25 protein-coding genes and 1 pseudogene are annotated in these 21,939 nt (G+C 71.0%); 11 read left to right on the top strand and 15 right to left on the bottom strand.

Going from position 1 to position 21,939, the window contains the following annotated elements; genetic code table 11:
* Nucleotides 1–130: 130 nt before the first annotated feature.
* Both ACZ7IB_RS10890 and ACZ7IB_RS10885 read right to left on the bottom strand, forming a co-directional pair.
* On the bottom strand, nucleotides 131–748 hold the full coding sequence (locus tag ACZ7IB_RS10890; RefSeq protein ID WP_470911331.1) for a sigma-70 family RNA polymerase sigma factor: 618 nt from the start codon (nucleotides 746–748) through the stop codon (nucleotides 131–133).
* Nucleotides 749–930: 182 nt separating this feature from the next.
* The gene (locus ACZ7IB_RS10885; RefSeq protein ID WP_470911328.1) at nucleotides 931–1,671 is read right to left on the bottom strand and encodes a hypothetical protein; all 741 of its coding nucleotides are present in this window, start codon (nucleotides 1,669–1,671) and stop codon (nucleotides 931–933) included.
* A gap of 138 nt (nucleotides 1,672–1,809) precedes the next feature.
* Between ACZ7IB_RS10885 and ACZ7IB_RS10880 the strand changes: the two genes are divergently transcribed.
* On the top strand, nucleotides 1,810–2,124 hold the full coding sequence (locus ACZ7IB_RS10880; protein ID WP_470911326.1) for a four-helix bundle copper-binding protein: 315 nt from the start codon (nucleotides 1,810–1,812) through the stop codon (nucleotides 2,122–2,124).
* A 12-nt stretch (nucleotides 2,125–2,136) separates the two neighbouring features.
* Here the strand turns inward: ACZ7IB_RS10880 and ACZ7IB_RS10875 are convergent, their stop codons facing one another.
* The 7 genes from ACZ7IB_RS10875 to ACZ7IB_RS10845 form a co-directional block, all read right to left on the bottom strand.
* Nucleotides 2,137–2,649, bottom strand: a complete 513-nt coding sequence (locus ACZ7IB_RS10875) for a copper chaperone PCu(A)C (RefSeq protein ID WP_470911323.1) — start codon at nucleotides 2,647–2,649, stop codon at nucleotides 2,137–2,139.
* Entirely contained in the window at nucleotides 2,646–4,898 is a 2,253-nt protein-coding gene (locus ACZ7IB_RS10870; protein WP_470911321.1) for a heavy metal translocating P-type ATPase, read from the bottom strand. Before ACZ7IB_RS10870 ends, ACZ7IB_RS10875 begins: the two co-directional genes overlap by 4 nt.
* A complete protein-coding gene (locus ACZ7IB_RS10865) occupies nucleotides 4,898–5,155 on the bottom strand; it encodes a hypothetical protein (protein ID WP_470911841.1) in 258 nt (85 codons plus the stop codon). Before ACZ7IB_RS10865 ends, ACZ7IB_RS10870 begins: the two co-directional genes overlap by 1 nt.
* A gap of 228 nt (nucleotides 5,156–5,383) precedes the next feature.
* Nucleotides 5,384–6,631 carry a mannosyltransferase family protein gene (locus tag ACZ7IB_RS10860; RefSeq protein ID WP_470911318.1) on the bottom strand — a complete coding sequence of 416 codons (1,248 nt, stop codon included), beginning with the start codon at nucleotides 6,629–6,631 and terminating at the stop codon, nucleotides 5,384–5,386.
* Nucleotides 6,632–6,709: 78 nt separating this feature from the next.
* The gene (locus ACZ7IB_RS10855; protein WP_470911316.1) at nucleotides 6,710–7,087 is read right to left on the bottom strand and encodes a hypothetical protein; all 378 of its coding nucleotides are present in this window, start codon (nucleotides 7,085–7,087) and stop codon (nucleotides 6,710–6,712) included.
* Nucleotides 7,080–7,577 (bottom strand): SigE family RNA polymerase sigma factor, encoded by a 498-nt coding sequence (locus ACZ7IB_RS10850; RefSeq protein WP_470911314.1) that lies wholly within the window; start codon nucleotides 7,575–7,577, stop codon nucleotides 7,080–7,082. Before ACZ7IB_RS10850 ends, ACZ7IB_RS10855 begins: the two co-directional genes overlap by 8 nt.
* 474 nt (nucleotides 7,578–8,051) lie before the next feature.
* Entirely contained in the window at nucleotides 8,052–8,612 is a 561-nt protein-coding gene (locus tag ACZ7IB_RS10845; RefSeq protein ID WP_470911312.1) for an NAD(P)H-dependent oxidoreductase, read from the bottom strand.
* 114 nt (nucleotides 8,613–8,726) lie between these two features.
* On the opposite strand from ACZ7IB_RS10845, the gene ACZ7IB_RS10840 reads away from it, so the two are divergent.
* Entirely contained in the window at nucleotides 8,727–9,380 is a 654-nt protein-coding gene (locus ACZ7IB_RS10840) for a TetR/AcrR family transcriptional regulator (protein WP_470911310.1), read from the top strand.
* Nucleotides 9,381–9,612: 232 nt separating this feature from the next.
* On the opposite strand, the pseudogene ACZ7IB_RS10835 reads toward ACZ7IB_RS10840, so the two are convergent.
* Both ACZ7IB_RS10835 and ACZ7IB_RS10830 read right to left on the bottom strand, forming a co-directional pair.
* A pseudogene (locus tag ACZ7IB_RS10835) lies at nucleotides 9,613–12,014 on the bottom strand (glycoside hydrolase family 65 protein); the annotation flags it as partial.
* Nucleotides 12,014–12,772 carry an HAD family hydrolase gene (locus ACZ7IB_RS10830; protein ID WP_470911308.1) on the bottom strand — a complete coding sequence of 253 codons (759 nt, stop codon included), beginning with the start codon at nucleotides 12,770–12,772 and terminating at the stop codon, nucleotides 12,014–12,016. The pseudogene ACZ7IB_RS10835 and the gene ACZ7IB_RS10830, both read right to left, overlap by 1 nt.
* Nucleotides 12,773–12,968: 196 nt before the next feature.
* Between ACZ7IB_RS10830 and ACZ7IB_RS10825 the strand changes: the two genes are divergently transcribed.
* The 3 genes from ACZ7IB_RS10825 to ACZ7IB_RS10815 all read left to right on the top strand — a co-directional run bounded on the left by ACZ7IB_RS10825 (nucleotide 12,969) and on the right by ACZ7IB_RS10815 (nucleotide 15,586).
* Complete coding sequence (locus ACZ7IB_RS10825) at nucleotides 12,969–13,430, top strand: cyclic nucleotide-binding domain-containing protein (protein WP_402002206.1); 462 nt, start codon at nucleotides 12,969–12,971, stop codon at nucleotides 13,428–13,430.
* A 168-nt stretch (nucleotides 13,431–13,598) separates the two neighbouring features.
* Complete coding sequence (locus tag ACZ7IB_RS10820; protein ID WP_470911305.1) at nucleotides 13,599–14,600, top strand: Acg family FMN-binding oxidoreductase; 1,002 nt, start codon at nucleotides 13,599–13,601, stop codon at nucleotides 14,598–14,600.
* Nucleotides 14,601–14,692: 92 nt separating this feature from the next.
* The gene (locus ACZ7IB_RS10815; protein WP_470911302.1) at nucleotides 14,693–15,586 is read left to right on the top strand and encodes a universal stress protein; all 894 of its coding nucleotides are present in this window, start codon (nucleotides 14,693–14,695) and stop codon (nucleotides 15,584–15,586) included.
* Nucleotides 15,587–15,709: 123 nt separating this feature from the next.
* Here ACZ7IB_RS10815 and ACZ7IB_RS10810 read toward each other — a convergent pair whose 3' ends face one another.
* Nucleotides 15,710–16,015 carry a hypothetical protein gene (locus ACZ7IB_RS10810; protein ID WP_470911299.1) on the bottom strand — a complete coding sequence of 102 codons (306 nt, stop codon included), beginning with the start codon at nucleotides 16,013–16,015 and terminating at the stop codon, nucleotides 15,710–15,712.
* A 287-nt stretch (nucleotides 16,016–16,302) separates the two neighbouring features.
* On the opposite strand from ACZ7IB_RS10810, the gene ACZ7IB_RS10805 reads away from it, so the two are divergent.
* Both ACZ7IB_RS10805 and ACZ7IB_RS10800 read left to right on the top strand, forming a co-directional pair.
* Nucleotides 16,303–16,743, top strand: a complete 441-nt coding sequence (locus ACZ7IB_RS10805; RefSeq protein ID WP_470911298.1) for a hypothetical protein — start codon at nucleotides 16,303–16,305, stop codon at nucleotides 16,741–16,743.
* 11 nt (nucleotides 16,744–16,754) lie between these two features.
* Nucleotides 16,755–17,072 carry a hypothetical protein gene (locus ACZ7IB_RS10800; RefSeq protein WP_470911295.1) on the top strand — a complete coding sequence of 106 codons (318 nt, stop codon included), beginning with the start codon at nucleotides 16,755–16,757 and terminating at the stop codon, nucleotides 17,070–17,072.
* On the opposite strand, the gene ACZ7IB_RS10795 is transcribed toward ACZ7IB_RS10800, so the two are convergent.
* The gene (locus ACZ7IB_RS10795) at nucleotides 17,005–17,577 is read right to left on the bottom strand and encodes a TIGR03086 family metal-binding protein (RefSeq protein ID WP_470911291.1); all 573 of its coding nucleotides are present in this window, start codon (nucleotides 17,575–17,577) and stop codon (nucleotides 17,005–17,007) included. The two genes, ACZ7IB_RS10800 and ACZ7IB_RS10795, sit on opposite strands and share 68 nt — an antisense overlap.
* Nucleotides 17,578–17,664: 87 nt before the next feature.
* Here ACZ7IB_RS10795 and ACZ7IB_RS10790 point away from each other — a divergent pair, with 87 nt between their 5' ends.
* Together ACZ7IB_RS10790 and ACZ7IB_RS10785 are read left to right on the top strand one after the other, a co-directional pair.
* The gene (locus ACZ7IB_RS10790) at nucleotides 17,665–18,477 is read left to right on the top strand and encodes a DUF6597 domain-containing transcriptional factor (protein WP_470911289.1); all 813 of its coding nucleotides are present in this window, start codon (nucleotides 17,665–17,667) and stop codon (nucleotides 18,475–18,477) included.
* A gap of 69 nt (nucleotides 18,478–18,546) precedes the next feature.
* Nucleotides 18,547–19,092, top strand: a complete 546-nt coding sequence (locus ACZ7IB_RS10785; RefSeq protein ID WP_470911287.1) for a GNAT family N-acetyltransferase — start codon at nucleotides 18,547–18,549, stop codon at nucleotides 19,090–19,092.
* A 44-nt stretch (nucleotides 19,093–19,136) separates the two neighbouring features.
* On the opposite strand, the gene ACZ7IB_RS10780 is transcribed toward ACZ7IB_RS10785, so the two are convergent.
* On the bottom strand, nucleotides 19,137–19,574 hold the full coding sequence (locus ACZ7IB_RS10780; RefSeq protein WP_470911284.1) for a GNAT family N-acetyltransferase: 438 nt from the start codon (nucleotides 19,572–19,574) through the stop codon (nucleotides 19,137–19,139).
* A gap of 149 nt (nucleotides 19,575–19,723) precedes the next feature.
* Here ACZ7IB_RS10780 and ACZ7IB_RS10775 point away from each other — a divergent pair, with 149 nt between their 5' ends.
* Together ACZ7IB_RS10775 and ACZ7IB_RS10770 are read left to right on the top strand one after the other, a co-directional pair.
* Nucleotides 19,724–20,566, top strand: coding sequence for an NAD(P)H-binding protein (locus ACZ7IB_RS10775; protein ID WP_470911281.1), 843 nt, complete (start codon nucleotides 19,724–19,726; stop codon nucleotides 20,564–20,566).
* Between the two features lie 61 nt (nucleotides 20,567–20,627).
* Entirely contained in the window at nucleotides 20,628–21,422 is a 795-nt protein-coding gene (locus tag ACZ7IB_RS10770; RefSeq protein ID WP_470911279.1) for a Mut7-C RNAse domain-containing protein, read from the top strand.
* Here the strand turns inward: ACZ7IB_RS10770 and ACZ7IB_RS10765 are convergent.
* Entirely contained in the window at nucleotides 21,396–21,902 is a 507-nt protein-coding gene (locus ACZ7IB_RS10765; protein ID WP_470911277.1) for a MarR family winged helix-turn-helix transcriptional regulator, read from the bottom strand. The two genes, ACZ7IB_RS10770 and ACZ7IB_RS10765, sit on opposite strands and share 27 nt — an antisense overlap.
* Nucleotides 21,903–21,939 lie beyond the last annotated feature (37 nt).

Raw genomic sequence — 21,939 nt, 5'->3', positions numbered from 1 at the left:
GACCACCATAGTGGGGGGTTGTCCTTTCGTCTGGGGGTGTTCCGTCGTCCCTTGCTTTGGGATGGGTGTCTGCCGGGGGTGCTGTTCCTGTTTTCTCCCCGCCGAACCCCCCACCCTCGTACGGGTTGGCTCAGGCCGCCGCCAGCGCGGCGGACTCCTCCGCCTCGTCCAGCAGGTCCATCAGGGTCGCCCGGGCGCGGGCCACGCGGGAGCGGACCGTGCCGACCGGGCAGTCGCTGACCTCGGCCGCCTCCGCGTAGGGGAGACCGACCAGCTGAGTGAGGATGAACGCCTCCCGGCGTTCGTCGGGCAGAACGGCCAGCAGGTCCAGAAGAGCGATGCCGTCGTCGAAGCCCGGCAGATCCTGGGGCTGGGCCAGTTCGACGGCCAGCTGCCAGTCCAGTGCGTCGGACAGCCGGGGCCGGGCGGCGGCGTACCGGTAGCTGTCGATGACGGCCCGGCGGGCGATGGCCAGCAGCCACGCACGCGCCGAGGAACGGCCCTCGAACCGGTGCAGACTGCCGAGCGCGCGCAGGAACGTGTCCTGGGCGAGGTCGTCGACAGCCTGGGGGTCGCCGCACAGGTGGGCGACGAAACGCTGAACGTCGCGCTGCAGGGCGCGCACGAACTGCTCGACGGCGTCCGCGTCACCGCCTCGGGCGGCCAGCGCCCACGCGGTTATCGATTCGTCGACCGATGCCGTTTTATCCGTTTTGCTGTGCAAATCAAGCAAGGCAGAGGTGATCACGTGGTGTCCTTCTCGGAATCCGTGATCCGGACCGGGGCGCGCGAGGGCGCGAGCGGTCCGGTGAGTGGGGAGACGGCCCTACAACGCGCAAGGCGCGACGGCGTGATGACGCCACGGCGCCTGTGCGGGCGTACGGCCGAGGCCCGAGGCGCGCACGGGCAGCCTCGGGAAACCAGTTGTCTTTAGACGACAACCGTCCCCACAGGAGGACCCCGAGAAGAGATCGCGTAGGCGAGAAGGAGAAGGCTCGGTGCCCGGTCCGAGCGAGGACACGCGAGACGGACGCGAGGGCCACCCGGGGCGGCCGGCAGAGCAAGCAGCAGCCGAAGTGGTGCCGCCAGCCATCCGGCCACGGCCCGCAGGATGCGGAAGGCGGCCTTCTCCCCACACGCCAGCCACAAGCCGGTCAGGAGCGCGGCGAGGAGGTGGGCGACGAGCATCCCGAACGACGACGAGCCGCCGTCCATGGAGTGCCCCATGTGGCCCATGCCCATGTGGGTCATGTCCATGTGGGTCATGTCCATGTGGGTCATGTCCATGTGGGTCATGTCCATGTGGGTCATGTCCATGTGGGTCATGTCCATGGAGTCCATCTGCATCGACCCCATGTCCATGCTCATGTGCATGGACCCCATGTCGCTCATGTCCATGGAGGCACTGCCGCCGGATGCCGACTGGGCCAGTGAGAACGCCCAGTGCAGCGCCGTCTGTGCGACGACCACGACGGTCACGACCATCGGCAGCCCGCGCTCACGACCCGCCAGGCACCAGCCGACGGCACCGGTCACGGCAACGCCGGCGGCCAGCGCCCACGCGGGCACGTAGGAGCCGGACATCATGACGTGCCCCAGGGCGGCAAGCAGCACGCATACGACCGCGAACACCGCGGCCCGTATCGTGCGAGAACACCACCCAGCACTCATAGCGCCTCATCCTCGCATCCGGGCACCGCTCGTCATGCGTGGGTACGGATATTGCCCCGCCCCCGCACTCAACCGACCGGATGTGATCCAAGCCACTTCAGCGCGCCGGAACTGGCCGGCATTCCCATCCGACTGCTCTTGCTGACCAGGTCTGCGGCCGGAGCCCGCACACGCTCCGGTCAGACCGTCCGCACGCCTCCCCGCTGGACCAGGACTGCGCCGACGTCACCCGCCACCACCCGCCGCGTCCTCACCCGAGGCAGCAGCCCCGACCCGGCGCTCCTCACCGCCCAGGCGCAGGCATGCCTGATCGCCTGCCGACGCAGCCACGACCTGTGCGAGCGGTACGCCCGGCACCACGAGCACTGCCGCCTCTACGCCGACACGACCGGCCGGGCCGCCGATGCGTGCCGGAAGGTGCTGGTGGCCTCGGCAGCTGACGGACCGGCCTGATATTCAGGAGGCTCAGCCGCTCGGGCGGACCACGACTGCGAGAGTCTTGATCGACCCGCTGCGCTCGAAGTGGAGTGTGAACGAGACGAGGCCGCCCACCCGCCACCCCTCCTTGGGCCGCAGAGTGACGGCCGGCCCCTGGGGTGACATGGAGAGCTCGCTGCCCGCGCGGACAGTGGCCGAGGCCATGCTTTCCCGGTACGCGGCTCCGCTTCCGGTCATGCGGTGGCGGCTGAGCTCGATCTCGCCTCCGGTCCCGGAAGACGTCACCCCGACCAACCGGTCGTCGGCGCCGCCGGTGTTGGTGATGTCGAAGAAGGCCGCGGTCCGCGTGCTGTCGCCATACGGCAGGAAGACCCGCCCGGACGTGACGGCGATGCGGGCCGGGCTGCCCGCCTTCCCGGCCGTGGCCCAGGTCGTCAGTCCCCCGAGGGCGAGGCCGAACGCGGCGATGGGTGCGATGGCAGCGCGCAGGCTGTCGATGAGCCGGCGGCGGGTGGGCCGCCAGAGGTTCCGTCCGTTCATCGGGTACGCCTCCGGGCGGGCGAGGGCTGCCAGGCACGCAACCGCAGGCTGTTGGCGACCACCAGCACCGAGCTGGCCGACATCGCCGCCCCTGCGAGCATCGGATTCAGCAGGCCGACCATGGCCAGCGGGACGGTGACGGCGTTGTAGCCGAACGCCCAGACCAGGTTGGCGCGGATCGTGCCCAGCGTGCGCCGGGCGAGACGGACCGCGTCCGCGAGCGCCTCGATGTCGCCGCGTACGAGCGTGACGTCGGCGGCCCCGATCGCCACGTCCGTACCGCTGCCCATGGCGATGCCGAGGTCGGCACCGGCCAGGGCTGCGGCGTCGTTCACGCCGTCGCCGATGACCGCGACCCGGTAGCCCTTCTCCTGGAGATCCCGTACGAGGCCGGCCTTGTCCACCGGGGTGCAGCGGGCGTGCACCTCGTCGATGCGCAGGGCTTTCGCGACGGCCTGGGCAGGTGCCTCCCGGTCGCCGGTGGCCAGCACGGGGCGTACGCCGAGACGCCGCAGCCGGTCGACCGCGCGGTAGCTGCCGGGCCGTACGACGTCTCCGACCTCGATCAGGGCCTCCGTCACGCCGTCCACGCGGACGGTCACGGGCGTGTGCGCGGCGGCTTCGGCGACCGCCATCGCGTCGACGAGCGCGGCGGGCAACTCGTCGTCCGGGGCGAGGACTTCGACCAGCCGCCCCTCGACCCGGCCGCGCACGCCTCGCCCTGGCAGCGCCCGGAACTCGCCCACATCAGGCAGCTGCGCGTCCGACTCCCGCCGGGCATACGCGGTGATGGCCCGGCCCAACGGGTGTTCCGAGCCCTGCTCGACGGCTCCCGCCAGCCGCAGTACGACATTACGACCGAGCCCGTCCGACACGGCGGTGGCCCGGGCGACGTTCATGTGACCGGAGGTGAGCGTGCCGGTCTTGTCGAGGACCACGGCGTCGAGGTGCTGGAGTCCCTCCAGGGCCTGCGGACCGGTGACGAGCACGCCCAGTTGGGCCCCGCGCCCGGTCGCGGCCATCAGCGCGGTCGGGGTCGCCAGGCCGAGCGCGCACGGACAGGCCACGACCAGGACAGCGACGCACGCGGTGATCGCCGCCTGCGGATCGGCCCCTGCGCCCAGCCAGAACCCGAGCGTCGTGACGGCCAGCGCCAGCACGACGGGCACGAAGACACCGGCCACCGAGTCGGCCAGCCGCTGCGCCCGCGCCTTGCCCGCCTGCGCCTCCGTCACCAGCCGGGTGATCCGGGCCAGTTGCGTGTCGGCGCCGACCGCGGTGGCCCGCACGAGCAGCAGCCCGCCGGCATTCACGGCCCCACCGACCACGGCCGAGCCCGGCCCGACCTCGACGGGTTCGCTCTCCCCGGTGACAAGGGACAGGTCGACCGCTGAACTGCCCTCGGCCACCTGCCCGTCGGTGGCGACCCGCTCCCCGGGACGCACGACGAAGACCTGCCCGACGTCCAACTCCTCAATGCTGATGCGTCGTTCGTGGCCGCTCTCCCGTACGGAGACTTCCTTGGCGGCGAGCCCGGCGAGCGACCGCAGCGCCGCCCCGGTCCCACGCCGGGCCCGTGCCTCCAGAAACCGGCCCGCCAGCACGAACAGCGGTACGCCGACGGCCGCTTCGAGGTAGATGTGCGCGACGCCCTCCGCAGCGGAGGGCACGAGGCTGAACGGCATCCGCATGCCGGGATCGCCGGCCCCGCCGAGGAACAGCGCGTACGCCGACCAGGAGAAGGAGGCGGCCACGCCGAGCGAGACCAGGGTATCCATGGTGGCCGCCGAGTGCCGCAACCCCCGGATCGCACGCACATGGAAGGGCCAGGCGCCCCACACGGCGACGGGCGCGGCGAGAACGAAGCACAGCCACTGCCAGTTACGGAACTGCAGACCGGTCACCATCGACAGCACGAGCACCGGCAGCGCGAGCAACGCGGTGATCAGCAGCCGGTCGCGCTCCTGCTTGACGTCCTCGGACTCGTCACCGTCCTCGCGCTGTCGCTTCCTGGGCGGCTGGGGGAGCGCGGCCGTGTAGCCGGCCTTCTCCACGGTCTCGACGAGTTCCTGAGCGCTGATCTCCACCGGATGGCTCACCCGGGCGCGCCCGGTGGCGAGATTGACCGTCGCCGTGACGCCGTCCAGTTTGCCGAGCTTCTTCTCGACGCGCTTCACACAGGCCGCACAGGTCATGCCGCCCACAGTCAGGTCGGTCGTCACCGGAGCGGTCACGGATTCCGCGCCCATCAGTGGCCTCCCCCGTGCGTGCCGCCCGTGCCACCCATGTCCATGTCGTCCATGTCCGCGCCGCCGCCCCGCTCTCCGCCGGTGCTCGTTCCGGTGCCGTGCATGCCGGGCGCCACCGGACCGGCGACCGCCCCGACGGCGTACGACACCGTGAACATCAGCGCCAGCAGCAGGAGGAAGCCGCAGAGCGCGGGCGGGGGCGCGAACCTGTACAGCACCGCACCCGCGCCGGAAGAGGATTGCCGGGACTCGTCCATCAACCGCGTCTCCAGGTCACGTGGCACGGCGTCGGCCGATTCGAGCCGTGCTGTTCCAGGAGTCGGACGAGGCGGGAGGGAGGTTCCCGGTAACAACGTGTGGGGCGCATCACATGCCACTCCACGTTCGTCTGCGCACCGACCGGACCGGTGTCCTGCCGACGGGGCGTTGCTGCCGCCGTGCACGGCCATCGCGGCGTGCGACCGAACGGCATCGAAAGCAGTGGGTCAGCCGGCCCACCGTCCGGAGAGGAAGGTGACGGCGAAGACGGTCATCAGGGGTGCTGCGATGACGAGGTAGGCGGTCTGGACGCGGGCGTTTCGCAGGCTCCAGGCAGCGAGGCCGGTCCACAGGGGCCACCACAGGAGGGTCGCGCGGGGGATGGAGGTGTACCAGTAGGAAGTGCCCAGGGCCCACAGGCTGAGGCCGATGTACACGGCTTCCGGCCAGCGCCGCTGTCGGAGCAGCAGGCCGCACAGGCCGATGCCGACCAGCATGGTGAGGAGTTCGGCCTGGCTCATCAGGGCGTACCCGGTGCTCTGGGAGTGTCCGAAGGCGGCGTGCCAGGTGTTCTGCCAGGCTTCCCAGGGGGCGTGGAAGTCGCGGTACCAGCCGCGTTCCTCGGCGTGTTTCCAGGCCATCCAGTCGCCGGTGTGCGTGTGCAGGTACCAGCTGTAGAGGAACGGCGGGAGGGCGGGCAGGGTCAGCCAGGGAAGACGTCGCCAGTGGGCGGGGGTGCGGGCGGTGACCAGGAAGTGGACCGCGAGAGCTGCGGCGAGGAAGAGGCCGCTGACACGGACGGTGGTGGCCAGGCATGTCAGGACGGCTGCGAGCGGCCAGTTGAGGCGCTGGGCGGCCAGCCAGGCCGGCAGGGCCAAGGCGAGGAAGAGCGCTTCGGTGTAGCCGGCGGCCAGGAAGACCGCGCACGGGGAGAGCAGGAAGAACAGGGCCGCGCGCTGGCCCGCGTCGTCCTGTGACAGGTGCAGCCGGGCGATCCGGGCCAGGGCCAGCACGGCGACGCCTCCGGCAACGAGGGAGATCAGCGCACCGGCCGCGGGCCAGCTCGGAATGACGGTGTGGACGGCCCGCAGTACGAGGGGGAAGCCGGGGAAGAAGGCTTCCCTGTTGTCCCAGCCGGATATCCAGGGACCGGACTGTCCCGGGAAGTAGCCGTCCTGGGCTATGTGCAGGTAGTGCCACCAGTCCCACCGCTGCCACGGTGAGAAGAACGAGGCGGCGTGGTGGGTCTGGCGGTCGTCGGCGAACAGCCAGCGGGTGCAGTAGGCAATGATCCAGATGCCCGCGCGGGTCAGCAGGTACAGCCACAGCACCTCGCGGTCGGCGGGCTTGAGCCGGAGAAACAGCCGGCCGAAGGACGTCGTGCTCGGTGACGGCGTATCGCGGGGCGGCCCGGGAGCGGTCCTGGTCCGGGCGGGCGGACGCTCACGCTGCCGGTGGGGGGATGAAAGGTTCACAACAGAATCTCCTGGGTCGATGTGCGCGTGCCGCCCGTGCCCCGGGCAGGCGTCACCCGGGGCACGGGAGGCGGAAGGTCAGCGGGGCGGGTCGCTCTGGCTGCGGGAGGCGGTGGCCGATGACCCCGATGCGCTCTGGCCGGAGGAGGGGCTCCCCGCCGGCGGCGGGCTGGTGCGGGGCGAGGAGGGCAGGGAGGACGCAGGAGAGGGCCGGGGGGTGGAAGGGGTGGTGGCCGGGACGGTGGTGCTGGTGCTGTCGGGCAGGAGTGCGGCCACGGCCGCACCCGTGCCGGAGAAGACCAGACAGACTCCGACAGCCAGCGCAAGGATCCGGCGCCTGCGCACTTGCTCCGCACGCTCGGTGATGAACGAGAGCGGAGCGGAACGGGCGCGGGACCGGCCGGTGGCGGCAGCCTCCTTGAACAGGGACCGCAGCGGGTCTTGGGGTTCAGACACGGGGCCCCTCCTCGGTATGCGGATCCTGCAGACGATGCGAGAGCGTGGCCCGGCCCCGGGCCAGATGCGTCTTGACGGTGCTGGCCGCCAGACCGGTCTCCGCGGCGATCTGCTCGACGGTCAGATCGCATACGTAGTGCAAGGCCAGCGTGCGGCGCTGTTTGGGCGGCAGATCCCGCAGCACTTCCACCAGGGCCACCGACTCCGGACCAGGAGCCTCCGTATGGGGCGGGGCACCACTGCGCTGCCAGGCATCCGCCATACGGCTCCGCCCGCGCCACCGGCTCACCGCCAATCGCCAGGCGACCGTACGGACCCACGCCTCGGGCTGCCCGTCACGGTCGAGCTGACGCCGTCGGCTCCAGCCCTTGACGAAAGCTTCCTGCACCACGTCCTGCGCCTCGTGCTGGTCGCCGAGCATCACAAACAACTGCCCCGTCAGCCGGGCGGCCGTCTGCGCGTAGAACTCTTCGAACTCCTCGACGGTCAACAATCAGCTCCTGGATCTCCTCGGTCTCACCGGGCATACGCCCGGCACCCCGCATCCGGACGACACCGAAACCGAAATGATCAGCGTGACGGTCATCACACAGACCTGACGGCCCGGGGCATCGGATTGCGGTTCACTCGGCCCGCTCTCACAAATGATCGCCTGTGAGCGTTCTGTGAAGACCCCGGGACCCGCCCCGTTTCCGCGGGCGAGCGCATGCAGAAGTTCCCCGGAACCCGCGCGTTGCGCGTTTCCGGGGGGAGCTGCCGCCATGGATTCGAGGCCCTGGAAGCCCCCTCCGCACACGGCAGACACCAAAGGGCCGTCGCAACACGCGAGTGTCGCGACGACCCTTTGGTGAGCCGGAGAAGTCCAGGGCTTCCGCCTCGGCGTCGGTCCGCACGGCGGTGACGGTGACGCCCCGACCGGCGCGGCCGGCCCTCGTCGGCGCCTCGACGAGGCGCACGCGGGGGGTCAGGCAGCCGCGGAAGTGGCCTGCGCGGTCACCTGCTGGATGACCTCGGTGAGCGCGGTGACGACCTCGGCGTCGTCGGCGGGGTGGGTGTCGGCGAAGCGCGTCACGGAGCCCGGGATGGACAGCTTGACGTCCTCCAGGACCACACCGCCCGCGATCCCGGCGGACTTGCGGGCGTCGTCCTGCGCCCATACGCCGCCGTACTGACCGAAGGCGGTGCCGACCACGGCGACCGGCTTGCCGGAAATGGCGCCGGCACCGTACGGGCGGGACAGCCAGTCGATGACGTTCTTCAGGACGGCCGGCATGGTGCCGTTGTACTCGGGCGAGAACAGCAGGAACGCGTCGGCCTGGCCCGCCGCCTCGCGCAGCCGGGCGGCAGCGGCCGGGACGCTTCCCTCGACGTCGACGTCCTCGTTGTAGAAGGGCACGTCGGCCAGGCCCTCGTACAGCTCGATGTCGACACCCGCGGGGGCGTGCTTGGCGGCGGCTTCGGCGAGCTGACGGTTGTGCGAGCCGGCGCGGAGGCTACCGACGAGCGCGAGGATGCGTACAGACATGGAGAACTCCCGGAGGGCGGAATCTGCGGAACAAGCGGACCGTGGGCCGTTGAAAGTTGTACCACTTAAGCGGACTGCGGTCCACTTATGTCTTCCGGGCGCTACTCTGAGCCCATGACCGGTCACGTTCCCCCGCCGCTCAGGCAGCCCGACCCCGGCGAGGCGCGGACGAGTCTCCCGCTCGCCCCGACCGGTGAGCCGCCGCAGCTACGGGCGGACGCGGCGCGCAATCGCACGCGCCTGCTGGACGCCGCTTCCCGGCTTCTGACCGAGTGCGGAGCAGCGAACCTGACCATGGAATCGGTGGCCGCCGCCGCAGGGGTGGGCAAAGGCACCGTCTTCCGGCGCTTCGGCGACCGAGCCGGACTCCTGCTCGCGCTCCTGGACCATCGGGAGGAGCAACTCCAGGCCGCCTTCCTCTCGGGTCCGCCGCCCCTGGGCCCCGACGCCCCCGCGGCGGAGCGTCTGCACGCCTTCGGGCCCGCCGTCCTGCGCCACGAACGCGATCAACACCCCCTGATCCTGGCCAGCCGGACGGACCCGCTGCGCAACTACACCGTCCCGGCCCGCCATCTGCGGCTCAGCCACATCGCGATGCTGCTGCGTCGGGCGGACGTGCCCGGCGACCCGGAACTGCTCGCACACACCCTGCTCGAATCCATCGACACCGCTCTGGTCCACCACCTCACCGAGGAGCGCGGCATTGCGCCGGAGCGACTGGAGGAAGGCTGGCACCACCTGGTCACGCGACTCGGGGCGACCCGGTAGTCGACGGGCGCGGCGAGGGCGTGCGTCAAGGCCGCCGGCGGCCGAAGCCGGCTTGCGGGCGTACCGTTCGGGCCGACGGTCACGGGGCGGGCCATGACGCACGTCCGGTGAGAGACGTTCCGCCTTCTTCCTCCACGATCCCCCCTGTTCCTCGGCCGGGCGGGGGAGGGCTTCCGTGGGCGGGCGGGGCAGGGCTTTCGTGGCCGGGCGGGAGAGCGCTGTGCCGGACCGGGGGCAGATCGAGCCATCGGGCCGTACCGGGTGTGATCACATGGGTATGGCCTCCCAGGACGACCCGGACGGCCGGGTGGTGCGAGTCCGGTACGGCGATCCGCAGGCGCTGGGCACGGATGCGCAGGTCCACGTCCCAGTGCCGGCGGAATCTGATGCGTACCCCGAGTTTCGAGAGCTGGGGCAGCGTGGCCGGCGCGAGCCACAGTGCGTCGTCGCGGGTCTCCAGCCCCGTCATCCCGCGCTGTACGAAGTCGAGGGTGCCCGCCATCGCCCCCAGATGGATGCCTTCCTCGGTGGTGCCGCCCTGGATGTCGGCCACGTCCCCGGTCAGCGCCTCCTCGCAGTACTTCCACGCCGTCTCGCGGCGTGCGCGCGCCAGCACCCAGGCATGGACCAGGGAGCTGAGCGTGGAGCCGTGGCTCGTACGGGCGAGGTAGTAATCGACGGTGGCACGCCAGGTGTCGTCGTCCAGCACATGCCCGAGCTGCCGGAAGAGACCGGCGAGTTCCTCCGGCGAGAAGAGGTAGCCGAGCATCAGCACGTCGGCCTGTTTGGACGCCCGGTAACGATTGACGGTGTCGCCCTCCGCCTCCAGGATCCGGTCCAGCCGCCGGATGTCCCCGTACCGCCTCCGGTACCCCTCCCAGTCGAGCTCGGCCAGCTCCCCGTAACCGGCGAACTGGCTGATGACACCCCGGTGATACGGCACATGCAGCCGGTGGGAGATGTCCTCCCAGCGTTCCGGTTCAGCGGGATCGAGCCGGATCCGGTCGAGGAGCTGCCGGCGTCGTGTCCCGGACAGGGCGCGGTACAGCTCCGTCGAGCGGGACAGAACCCAGGCCGCTGTCACGTTCGTGTACGCGTTGTCGTCGAGGCCTGCAGCCTCGGTCCCCGGATAGGCGTCGTGGTACTCGTCCGGTCCGACGACGCCGCGGATGCGATACCGGGCCAGGGACGCGTCCCATTCGGCGCTGTCCGCCCAGAACCTGGCGATCTGCAGCAGCATTTCCGCGCCCTTGGAGTGCAGGTACTCCGTGTCCCCGGTGGCCTGGCAGTACTGCCAGACGTTGTACGCGACGGCCGAGCCGACATGGTGCTGCAGCCGGGAGCGGTCGGGCAGCCAGCGCCCCGAGCTCGGGTTGAGATGGAGTTCCTGGGTCTCCTCACGTCCGCTGTCGGCGCTCTGCCAGGGGTACATCGCCCCGGCCCTGCCCGCCTCGCTCGCCGCTCGGCACGCTGCGGGCAGCCGGCTGTGACGGTAGTCGAGAAGTCCTCGGGAGACTTCCGGGAGATGCAGATTCAGGAACGGCAGTACGAACAGCTCGTCCCAGAAGACATGGCCCCGGTACGCCTCACCGTGCAGTCCTCTCGCCGGTACCCCCACATCGAGTCCGGCGGTGTGCGGGGAGAGCGTCTGCAGTACATGGAAGAGGTGCAGCCGGAGAATGCGACCCGCTTCGCCCGGGACCTCCAGCCGGACCTGCGATCGGCCCAGGCCCGCTGGTGCGAGGAGAGCAGATGCGAGAAGTCCGGGGCTCTTCGGACCTCGGCCACGGCTGCCCGCAAAGGGCTGCCGATCGCGCGGTCGCGCGAGGTGTACAGCGCCACCGTCTTGTCGACGACGGCGTCGGAGTCCGGGCTCAGCGGGAGCATCAGCCGTTGGAAGACCGCCTTCGACGTGTGCCGGGAACTCGGGCCGACCCGCTGTTCCTTCCCTTCACCGCCGCACCCGGCCCGCGTGCGGGCCGCCAGCGCGACACCGATGTCCGACTCCACCGTGCGGCACCTCAGCGACACCGCACCGTCCTCCTCCGCCGCGGTCACCCAGCCGGTCAGGTGCCGGTTCGACAGATCCCGGTACCGCGCGACGCCGGAGTTGCGGACGTCGCCGTCGATCCCCGCCTCCACCTCGATCGCGCCCGTCCATCCCTCCGACCGGAACACCGTGTGCAGGGCGGCGAGATGCGGATCACCCATGTGCACCAGGCGGCACTGCTCCACAAGCAGCCGCCGGCCCGCCCCGTCCTCGTAGACGGACCGGCGGGTCAGCGTGCCCCCGCGCAGATCGAGTGACTGGCGGTGTTCCACGAGGTGCTCGTGATCCGGGGAGAGCCACGGTCCCGGGGCGGTACCGGCGGGGTGGATGCGGTAGCGCAGCGGCAGCCAGTTCGGCAGGTTGACCAGGTCCTCGTTCTCCACCCGGCGGCCCCGGACCGAGGAGGCCAGCCGGTTGTAGCAGCCCGCCGCATAGGTGCCGGGGTAGTGCGACCGGCCCTCGGACGTCTCGCACGCGGCTCCGCGGGTGGCGAAGTATCCGTTGCCGAGCGTGCACAGCGCCTCGCGCAGCCGTTCCTCCTGCGGGTCGTACCCCTCGTACGACCAGGTCCAGGCACGCGCCATCAGTCGTCCCCGGCCGTCAGCAGGTCCCCCGGATCGGGCACCACGATGTCGGCACCGTGACGGCGCAGCTCGGCGGCGCCGGCGGGGGTGCCTGTACGGTCCACGCCGGCCACGAGTCCGAAGCCGCCGCGTCGCCCGGCCTCGACCCCGGCCAGCGCGTCCTCCACCACGGCGGTATCCCGGGCCGGGGTCCGCAGACGCCTCGCCGCTTCGACGAAGAGCGAGGGGTCCGGCTTCCCGGGCAGCCGCAGCCGACGCGCCTCGTTTCCGTCGACCACGGCGTCGAACCGGTCGATGAGGCCGGCCCGCGCCAGCAGTTCCGTCGCGTGCCGGGACGCGGAGACGGCGGCACAGGGCACCCGCTCACGGCGCAGCACGCCGAGGAGACGGACCGTGCCGGGCCAGACGTCGACCGGGTCGGTGCGCAGGCTCTGCGTGAACAGCTCGTCCTTGCGGGCGGCGATCGCCCATACCGTCGCGGTTCCCGGTGGGTCGTCGGGGCTGCCTTCGGGAAGGTCCAGTCCCCTCGATGCCAGGAAGGCCGCCGCACCGTCCTTCCGCGACCGGCCGTCGACGTGGCGCAGATAGTCGTCGTCGTCGAACGGCCGCTGCCCCTCGACGGCCGACAGACAGGCGTCGAACGCCTTCTTCCAGGCTGCGGCGTGTCTCCCGGCGGAGTCGGTGATCACTCCGTCGGTGTCGAAGACCACGGCCCGCACGGAGCGCAGGCACGGTGCCAGGGACTGTGCGGCTGCCATGACCGGGGCGGTCCCTTCGTCAGGGGCTCCTCTCCATGGCACCACGGTTCCGGCGCACGGGCGCGTCGTGGACTTCGCACGGCATCGCGGCCGAGCGTCCCCCCGAAACCGCGCATATCGTTCACAACAGGCAGCCGCGTCCGGGCACGCGCGGCCGCCGCAGCCCTCCAGGGACCCGCCACGGACGGAGGATTCCATGTCAACGACCAGGAGTCTGCTCGACGCGATCCCGCCCGACGGCCGGACACGCCTGCTCGACGAGGCTGCCCGTGAAGTGCCTCTGGCCCTCGACGAACGCCTCTTCGAAGAAGGCAGACGGGCCGACCACTTCTGGATCATCCGCTCCGGACAGGTCGAGGTCGACATCCGTGTGCCCGGCCGTCGTGCGGCGGTCATCGAGACGCTGGGCCAGGACGATCTGCTGGGCTGGTCCTGGCTGTTCACCCCGCACGTGTGGCACATGGGTGCGCACGTGATCCGGGCGGGACAGGCCGTGGAATTCGATGCCGCTGCCGTCCGCTCGTTGTGCGAGGCCGATGCGAAGCTGGGCCGGGCGGTGTACAAGTACGTCGCCGAGACGGTGGCGGAGCGCCTGTACGGAACACGGAAAAGGCTGCTGCAGCTGTACGGTCCCCGGGGTGCGTCCCTTGAGGACTGAAACGTTCCGGGGCGCGGGACCTTCCGGGGGCGGGACCGTCCGGGCGCGGGACCCTCCGCAGCGGGACCCTCTGCGGCATGCCCGAGGGACGAAAGGCCCATACCACCCGGCCGGCATCTGTTCCATGCTGAAGAGACCATCGACCGTTCCCGATCTCCGGGAGTTCCGATGCCCAGCCAGACTCTCGACGACGCAACGCTGGCCGGCCTCGTCGCCGATGCCACCGCCGCCCCGTCCATGCACAACGCCCAGCCCTGGCAGTTCCGCTACACACGCGCCGGCCGGACCCTCACCCTCATGGCCGACCTCGACCGAGCGATGCCGGAGGCCGACCCCGCCACCCGTGCACTGCACGTGGGCTGCGGCGCGGCCCTGCTGAACCTGCGGGTGTCCGCCGCCCACCACGGCCTGGACGCGGTCACCGCGCTGCTGCCCGAACCATCGGCCCCGGCCGTACTGGCCACCGTCCGTCTCGGCGTCCGCCCCGACGCTCCACGGGAACCCGCGGATGAAGCGCTCGCCGCTCTCCACCCCGCGATCCGGGACCGGCACACCAGCCGCTATCCGTTCGACGAGCAGCCGATCCCCGAGGACATCCGTGCGCAGTTCGCCGACGCGGCCCGTATCGAGGGCGCGGACTTCGCGTTCCTGGCCCCGCCGCATCTGGAGACCGTGCTCGAACTGATCCGGGACGCCGAGGGATACGACCGCGGGGATCCGGCACGGGAGGCGGAGCAGCAGCACTGGACCCGGGACACGAAGACCGGTGCGCCCGTCGACGGAATCCCGGACTACGCCTTCGGCCCCCGCGACGCCTCCGAACGAGCGACCACCCGCGATTTCGCGGGAACCGGCCTCCTCCCGGGCCGGGCACGCGTCCGCTTCGAGAAGCGGCCGCAACTGGCCCTGCTGAGCACCCCGGGCGATCACCCCACGGACTGGCTGAGCGCAGGACAGGCGCTGGAGCGCGTACTGCTCACCGCCACGCTCCACAATGTGTCCACCTCGTTCGCGACCCAGCCCATCGAATGGCCGGACCTGCGGTGGCTCCTGCGCGACCCTGTCTTCGGCACGGGGCACGCACAGATGATCGTCCGCCTGGGATACGGGCCCACGGGACCGCACACGCCACGCCGCCCCTTGGACCAGGTGCTGACGATCGAACCGTAGAAACATCCGGGCTCACGCCCGGACATGCGCCCGAGCTATTGAGCAATTCACCCGGGCCCGAGGTGAACCGAGCACGGAAGGCGGTGGGAGCGATGCAGCTCCCCGTAGTCGTCGGAGTGGACGGATCGGAGGGCAGTCTCCGTGCCCTGGACTGGGCAGCGGCACAAGCGGCACGATCGGGGCTTCCCCTGCGCGTCGTCCACGCGTCGCTGTGGGAGCGCTACGAAGGCACGCACTCCCCCTCCGACACCGAGCGTCCCACCGAACAGGTCCTCGCGGAGCGTCTCGTCGCCGAGGCCCGGGAACGCGCGCAACGGCTCGGCCCCGAGGTGCGCGTGGTGACGTCCGTGGAGCCCGAGGACCCGGTGGCCACACTTGTCAGGGAGAGCCACGAGGCAGCCCTGGTCGTCCTCGGCTCCCGCGGCCGGGGCCGGATCGCCGGGATGCTCCTGGGGTCCGTCAGCCTCGCGCTCGCGGGCCGGTCCCACTGCCCGGTCGTGGTGGTCCAGGCAACGGCGCCGAGCACCCCGCCGAAGCCCGGCCGCGTCGTCGTCGGGATCGGCAGCGCCGCAGGACCCTCGGCAGCCGCCGCCTTCGCACTCGGCCAGGCGGCGTCGCGCCACGGCGAGCTGATCGCCGTACGGGCCTGGCGCTCCCCCGCCCACGAGGCCATGAGCCATCCGCTCCTCGCGGGCTCCCCGGCCTCCGCACATCACCAACAGGCCGAGGAACACCTCGAAGAGGTACTGGCGGCGCTGGACCGGACCGGTTCCTCCGACGTCACCATCCACAGGTCGGTGGTGCAGGGACCGGCGCACCAGGAACTGATCGCCGCCGCCGCAGGTGCCGAACTGCTGGTCGTCGGCGCCCGGCGGACCGGCGGATGGCACGGATTCCATCTGGGCCCGGTGAACCACGCGATGCTGCACTACGCGCCCTGCCCGGTCGCCGTCGTCCCCGATGCGTACCTTTCGTCCCGAGCCTGAGACGTACCGGACCTGACGCCGGTCGGGGAAGCGCTGCGGTCGGCAGCGGCCGGAGCCGGCAGCGGGGACACCGATACCGATCGAAGCATTCGAAGCAACTGCCGCCCGGCCGCACCCGCCGGTTCACGGCCCCGACGGGTCGCCCGTACTCGACTCCTCCGCGCTCGACTCCTGCACGCTCGGCGTGGGGTCGGTGTCAGGGACGTACGTCGAAGCCGGCCAGGGCTCGTACGCCGGCACGGTGCTCCACGGCGTGGGTTCGGGGGGCGCGAAGGGGCCCACGCGCTCCTGCATGAGGATCAGCACCACCACGGCCAGGAGCAGGGTGATCAGGATCAGCGCGAGACCGATGGGGTTCCGGGGGTTGTAGACATAGCGGCTCGTCCCCCACTTGCTCCGTATGAAGACTGGCTCATCGTCACGGTCCACAAACCGGATACTACGTCGAACACTTGAGCAGTCGAGGAGTTCGGGAACGGCGTGACCGACCTCATGGGCGCGAGCGACTGCCGGCCCCCGGCCGTGCGGTTGACCTCGTACCGATGCACTCATGTGCGAGTCGATGTACTCATGTACGAGGGGGAGGGCCGACCCATGCCCAAGGCTGCCGCCGCACGTCTTGTCACCACGCTCGCCGCACCGCTGGACCGCTGGACCGCAGGCAGGATGCTGCGGACGCCCCGCACCTCCTGCGGTGGCCCGCGCACCAGGAGGACATGCGACCCGCATCCGGCGACGAGCAGCCCGCCCCCGGCCGGCGTCTGCTCCTCCAGCGCGGCGACACCGAGTTGGCCGCCGTCGACCCGGACACCGAGGGCGCCCCGGCGATCCGTTTCCCCGCGCCCTGGCCCCGCCGCTTCGGTACCTGCACGGTGGCGCCGAGCGGTGATCTCGCGGTCTTCGCCGGGGTGCACTCGCTGCGCGCGGTGGACCTGACGGGCGCGGTGCGCCGGGAGCTCCGGCACGGCTGCCGGGACGGCAACTGCCGTACGTCCACACCACGTACGTGCGGAGCCGGTAGGCCGGACCGGGGGCGTCGGCCCAGGGTCCCCACCCCCAATCACCCGCATTCGGCCATTCATTGGCCGAAGAATGATCTCCAGCTGACCTGCCGATCCTGCCGATGCAGAAGACATCCACGTTGTTCCGCGCCGTGAGAGGGCCTGCCATGGACGACACCCTGCTGGCCCTGTCCATCCCCGTGCTGGTCTTCGCCGGCGGTATCTACGCGGCGTGCGAGAGCTGGTGGCGGCGTCGGCACCCAGCGCCGCCGTCCCCGTACACGCATCAGGCGGCGCGGCTGGCCGAGCGCGCGATGCTGGTGGACGCCGAGGACATCGTCGACGGCGCTTACACGAGGCTGGGCGGCCTCTACGACAGCCCGGGTTCGCCGGACACGCACCCTCCGGCCCCCGGCGTCACGCGCCGGGAGGCCGCCAGCCCGGATCCCGGCCGGTCAGCGCCAGCACCTGCTCGAAAGGGCTAGCCCCGTCCGGTACGGGACGGGGCTCGCCGAACACCTTCGCCTCCCGGGCCATCGGCGCCATCGCGGCCAGTCCGGGACCGATCTCGCTCAGCACGGACTCGTCCGGAACGAACTCCTGACCGGTGGCACGGGCCAGATCCCAGGCATGAACGGTCAGATCGCCCAGCACCATGTTCCCGACGGTCCTGGCCGGGAGACCCATGGACCCCGCGGTCCCCTCGTCGGCGCCGGGCACGGCCCAGGCCGCCACCAGCTCGGCCGTCTCCTCGCCGAAGCGGGCCCGCCAGTCCCCCGTGACGGCGTCCGGCACCGCGCCGAAGTCGGCCTGCTCCCTGGCCGCCAGGGCCTGGAAGTTGACGACCACTTGGAAGAGATGGTTGACCAGGGCCCGTACGTCGTACTCCGCGCACGGCGTGGGGTCTCCCAGGCTGTTGTCGTCGATCCCGTGCATCACGGGGACGGCCCGCCCGGCGGCCGCTTCCAGCAACTCGCTGATCTTCTTCATGCTTCGACCCTGCATGCCGGAGCTGCCCGGCGCTTGAAGAAACGCGACACTGCCCCACGGAGTTCCGTGCGTCATAGAATCGCCGCCATGGCAGGTCCTCGACGCGACACCCGGGGCATCGTCGACGCCCCCGAACTCTTCGCGCGGGTACGTTTCCGCCGCCGCGAGCCCGCCCCCGTACTGCGGCCGTACCTGGAGCACTACTGGCTCATCGACTGGGATCTGCCGAAGCCGTACGCCTCCCATCTGGTGCCGCACCCGTCCGTGAATCTGGTCTTCCAGCGGTACGGGACCGGTGAGGACCACGGTGCCGGGTTCGCAGAGGTCTCGGGCATCGGTCTGGAGCTCTTCACGCAGAAGCTGGAGGGCCGGGGGCGGGTCTGCGGGGTGCAGTTCCGGCCCGGCGGATTCCGCCCGTTCGCACCGGACCGGCCGGTGTCTCAGTGGACGGGGCGGCGGCTCCCCGCGGACGAGGTGTTCGCCCCGCCCGCCCCGCCGTCGGCCGTGCTGGACCCGGCGGACGAGGACGCGCGGGTGGCGGCACTCGACGCGTATCTGCTGGGGCTCGGCCCGGAACCGGACCCGCAGGCCGAACGTGCGATGGCCCTGGTCGACCTGGTACGAACGGACCGCACGGTGCGCCGCGTCGACGAGCTCGCCCGCATCGAAGGGCTGTCGTCGCGCTCGCTCCAGCGGCTCTTCGCCGCGTACATCGGCGTCGGCCCCAAGTGGGTCATCCTCCGCTACCGCATCCACGAGGCACTGGAGCGGGCCGAATCGGCCCCGGAGGTGGACTGGGCGGCACTCGCCGCGGAGCTCGGTTACAGCGACCAGGCCCACCTGATCAGAGACTTCACGGCCACGGTCGGTGTCCCGCCGACGGCGTTCGCCCCACACTGATTACCGGAGGGCCCCCTCTGATTACCCAAGCCCCATCCGGCTGTCAGTGCCGCGTCCTACAGTTTTGGCATGGAACGCACCGCTTCATCATCCGTACGGATCGAGCCCTGGTCGGACGCCGACCTGGAGCTGCTCCGCCGCGCCAATGCACCGGAGCTGATGGACCATCTGGGCGGCCCCGAGACGGAGGAGCAGCTCATAGCGCGTCACGAGCGCTACGTGGCGATGAGCGCGGACCGGACGGGCGGAGGCAGGATGTTCCGCATCGCCCTGGCCGACGGGGACGAGGCCGTGGGCACGATCGGTTTCTGGGAGCGGACCTGGCAGGGCCGGGAGGTGTACGAGACGGGGTGGGCCGTCCTCCCCGGACACCAGGGCCTGGGCATCGCGACGGCTGCCACGACGGCCGTCGCCGAACAGGCCCGCGCCGAGCACAAGCACCGCTGTCTGCAAGCCTATCCGTCCGTCGGCAACGGCGCGTCGAACGCGGTGTGCCGCAAGGCCGGTTTCACCCTGATCGGCAAGTGCGACTTCGAGTACCCGCCCGGCAATGTGCTGCTGACGAACGACTGGCAGCTGGACCTCACTCCGGACGCCCCGGACGCGGGACGCTGAACCTCGGCCCACGCTCAGGCCCATGCCGGGCCCGGGCCTTGAGCTCAGTCCAGATCAAGGACCTTGTCGAAGTTGAACGCGACGATGCCCAGCCGCTCCCGCAGATAGAAGCGGTGGGCGTCGGTGCGCTGCGTGCCCGAGTCCAGGTTGAGGTGCAGACAGCCGGCCTCCCTGGCCCGCCCTTCGAGATGCCCGAGGAGCCGGCGGCCGACGCCGGTGGAACGGGCGCCTTCGGCGGTGACCAGGTCGTCCACGTACAGCATCCGGATCTGGCTGGTGTTGTCGACGATGCGCCAGCCGGCCGCTCCCACGCAGGCGCCCTCGTCGTCGTAGGCGGCGCTGAACCGCAGCCCCTGTGCGTGCCCCTTCTCGTACACCTCCCGGAAGAGGTCCTCGGTGAGGTGCGGGCGGAGTTCGCGCAGGACGGGAAGCAGGTCGGCGGCCAGTCGGGCATCGCCGGGTTCGAGGTCGAGGATCTTCATGCGGGAACAAAACCATTGGATCGAGCGGAGCCCTGCCCCCGGGCCCGCACGAAACCGTTTGACGGGCGGGTTCTCGTCCAGGATATTTATCTGCGTCGCGCAGCTTATGCGCATCACAGATAAAAAATGATCAGAGGAGACTCCACCCCATGCTCACTCTCGTCACCGGATGCCGAGGCCGTATCGGCTCCACGCTCGTCTCACTCCTGCACCGGGACGGCCACGCCGTACGTGCCGCCTCGCGCAACCCCGAGACGCTCACCACCCTGCCCGCCGGCGTACCGATCGTGGCCTGCGATCTCGGCGATCCCACCACCTTCGCGACCGCTCTCGACGGTGTCGGATCCGTCTTCCTCTACGCCGAGGCGTCCGGCATCGAAGCCTTCCTCTCCGCGGCCGAGACCGCCGGGGTCGGCCACATCGTGCTGCTGTCCTCCAGCTCGGTCCTCGGCCCGGACGCCCACGGCAACCCGATCGCCGCCTCCCACCACGCGGTGGAACAGGCTCTGAGCGCCTCACCCCTCACCGCGACGCTGCTCCGCCCCGGCGCCTTCGCGAGCAACGCGTACCAGTGGGCGGAGTCGGTACGAACCCGCGGCTCCGTCGGCCTTCCCCACCCTCGCAGCCACACCAGCCCGATCCACGGGACGGACATCGCCGAGGCCGCCCTCGCCGTTCTCACCGACCCTCGGCTGCAGGGCGCGGCATACCACCTGACCGGCCCCGAATCGCTCACCGCCGCCGAACAGATCGGCCTGCTGGCGGCGGCGGCCGGGCGCCCCATCGCCGTCGACACCGTGACCGGGGAGGCCTGGAAGAAATCCGTGGCCCCCTTCGTTCCCGAGCCGATCGCCGACGCGCTGCTCGCCTACTCGGCCGCCACGGACGGCTCACCGGCCGAGGTGACCGGCGACACGGAGAAGCTGACCGGCCACCCGGCCCGCACCTTCGCCACCTGGGCCGAGGAACACGCGGCCGCCTTCCGCCCCTGAGCCCTGCGCCCGGCGCCGAAACCCCTGGCTGACGCACCCCGCGCAATGACATCCTGACGAGGTGAACGGACCGGAGATCCACCTCGAAGTCGACCCCGAACTGCGGCTCTTCGTCGCCCATGAACGCCGCAGGGGACGCTCTGCCGTGACCACCGACGGATCCTCCACCCTCGGTCATGTCGTGGAGTCGCTCGGCATCCCGCTCACGGAGGCCGGACAGCTCCTGGTCGACGGCCGCCCCGTATCCGTCTCTCACATCCCGGGGGCGGGCGAGCTGGTCGAGGTACGCGCCGTGGAACGCCCCCAGCGCGTCCCGGGCGCACCCCTGCGGTTCCTGCTCGACGTCCACCTCGGCACGCTCGCCCGGCGGCTTCGGCTGCTGGGTGTCGATGCGGCGTACGAGAGCGAGGACATCGGTGATGCCGCGCTGGCCACCCGGTCGGCGGACGAACGCCGCGTACTGCTCTCCCGGGACCGCGGACTTCTGCACCGGCGGGAGATCTGGGCCGGGGCGTACGTCTACAGCGACCGGCCGGATGACCAACTGCGGGACGTGCTGGAGCGGTTCACGCCGCATCTGGCCCCCTGGACCAGATGCACCGCCTGCAACGGCCCGCTGAAGGCGGCCGACAAGGACTCCGTCAGCGACCACCTGGAGCACGGCACCCGGCACTCGTACGACGTCTTCGCGCAGTGCACGGAGTGCGACCGCGTCTACTGGCGGGGGGCCCACCACTCCCGCCTGGACGCGATCGTCACGAAGGCGCTCCACGACTTCGCGCCCACTTCCCCGGACGACACCGAGGAGAACGGCCACGACCGGGCGCCGTCAAGCCCGTCCGGGGCCGGAGACTGACGGGGCACCCTCCCGCAACGCCGTGACCTGCAGTGCGCTCAGCTCGACCGTCCTGCGCATATGGGCAATGAGCAGAGCCACTTCGTCGTCGTCGTATGCCTCGAACATCGCCGCCCATGCCCCGTTCAGCCGCTCCCACACCGCACCGATCTCCGCCATCCGCTCCGGGACGGTCGTGACGAGCACCCGCCGCCGGTCGGCCGTGTCACGCTCGCGCGTCACATAGCCGCCCCGCTCAAGCCGGTCGACCAGCCGGGTCGCCGACCCCGTGGTGAGCCCGGTCAGCTCCGCGATGCGGCCCGTGGTGACCGGAACCGTCTCCAGGCTGAGCAGATTGAGGCACTGCAGATCGGTCGGGTGGAGCCGCAGATGGTCCGCGACGGCCTGGTTGAAGAGGGCGTACGCGGCCATGTAGCGGCGCGACTCGACGGTCAGCTCGGCCATCAGCACACTGCGGCGGGCCCGGGACTTCTGCGGCATGCAGAGAGTGTACGAAGCAGACAGCAGCCCTCGCGGT

The organism is Streptomyces sp. NPDC037301 (assembly GCF_055602785.1).
The sequence above is the reverse complement of the archived record's forward strand: the minus strand, read 5'-3'. Positions and strand labels throughout refer to the sequence as shown.

Excerpts from the sequence above, each read along its gene's own strand:
- ACZ7IB_RS10885 (WP_470911328.1), bottom strand. The coding sequence starts at position 1,671 with ATGAGTGCTGGGTGGTGTTCTCGCACGATACGGGCCGCGGTGTTCGCG.
- ACZ7IB_RS10875 (WP_470911323.1), bottom strand. The coding sequence starts at position 2,649 with ATGAACGGACGGAACCTCTGGCGGCCCACCCGCCGCCGGCTCATCGAC.
- ACZ7IB_RS10870 (WP_470911321.1), bottom strand. The coding sequence starts at position 4,898 with ATGGGCGCGGAATCCGTGACCGCTCCGGTGACGACCGACCTGACTGTG.
- ACZ7IB_RS10865 (WP_470911841.1), bottom strand. The coding sequence starts at position 5,155 with ATGGACGAGTCCCGGCAATCCTCTTCCGGCGCGGGTGCGGTGCTGTAC.
- ACZ7IB_RS10845 (WP_470911312.1), bottom strand. The coding sequence starts at position 8,612 with ATGTCTGTACGCATCCTCGCGCTCGTCGGTAGCCTCCGCGCCGGCTCG.
- ACZ7IB_RS10840 (WP_470911310.1), top strand. The coding sequence starts at position 8,727 with ATGACCGGTCACGTTCCCCCGCCGCTCAGGCAGCCCGACCCCGGCGAG.
- ACZ7IB_RS10830 (WP_470911308.1), bottom strand. The coding sequence starts at position 12,772 with ATGGCAGCCGCACAGTCCCTGGCACCGTGCCTGCGCTCCGTGCGGGCC.
- ACZ7IB_RS10825 (WP_402002206.1), top strand. The coding sequence starts at position 12,969 with ATGTCAACGACCAGGAGTCTGCTCGACGCGATCCCGCCCGACGGCCGG.
- ACZ7IB_RS10820 (WP_470911305.1), top strand. The coding sequence starts at position 13,599 with ATGCCCAGCCAGACTCTCGACGACGCAACGCTGGCCGGCCTCGTCGCC.
- ACZ7IB_RS10815 (WP_470911302.1), top strand. The coding sequence starts at position 14,693 with ATGCAGCTCCCCGTAGTCGTCGGAGTGGACGGATCGGAGGGCAGTCTC.
- ACZ7IB_RS10805 (WP_470911298.1), top strand. The coding sequence starts at position 16,303 with ATGCGACCCGCATCCGGCGACGAGCAGCCCGCCCCCGGCCGGCGTCTG.
- ACZ7IB_RS10800 (WP_470911295.1), top strand. The coding sequence starts at position 16,755 with ATGGACGACACCCTGCTGGCCCTGTCCATCCCCGTGCTGGTCTTCGCC.
- ACZ7IB_RS10795 (WP_470911291.1), bottom strand. The coding sequence starts at position 17,577 with ATGAAGAAGATCAGCGAGTTGCTGGAAGCGGCCGCCGGGCGGGCCGTC.
- ACZ7IB_RS10790 (WP_470911289.1), top strand. The coding sequence starts at position 17,665 with ATGGCAGGTCCTCGACGCGACACCCGGGGCATCGTCGACGCCCCCGAA.
- ACZ7IB_RS10785 (WP_470911287.1), top strand. The coding sequence starts at position 18,547 with ATGGAACGCACCGCTTCATCATCCGTACGGATCGAGCCCTGGTCGGAC.
- ACZ7IB_RS10780 (WP_470911284.1), bottom strand. The coding sequence starts at position 19,574 with ATGAAGATCCTCGACCTCGAACCCGGCGATGCCCGACTGGCCGCCGAC.
- ACZ7IB_RS10775 (WP_470911281.1), top strand. The coding sequence starts at position 19,724 with ATGCTCACTCTCGTCACCGGATGCCGAGGCCGTATCGGCTCCACGCTC.
- ACZ7IB_RS10765 (WP_470911277.1), bottom strand. The coding sequence starts at position 21,902 with ATGCCGCAGAAGTCCCGGGCCCGCCGCAGTGTGCTGATGGCCGAGCTG.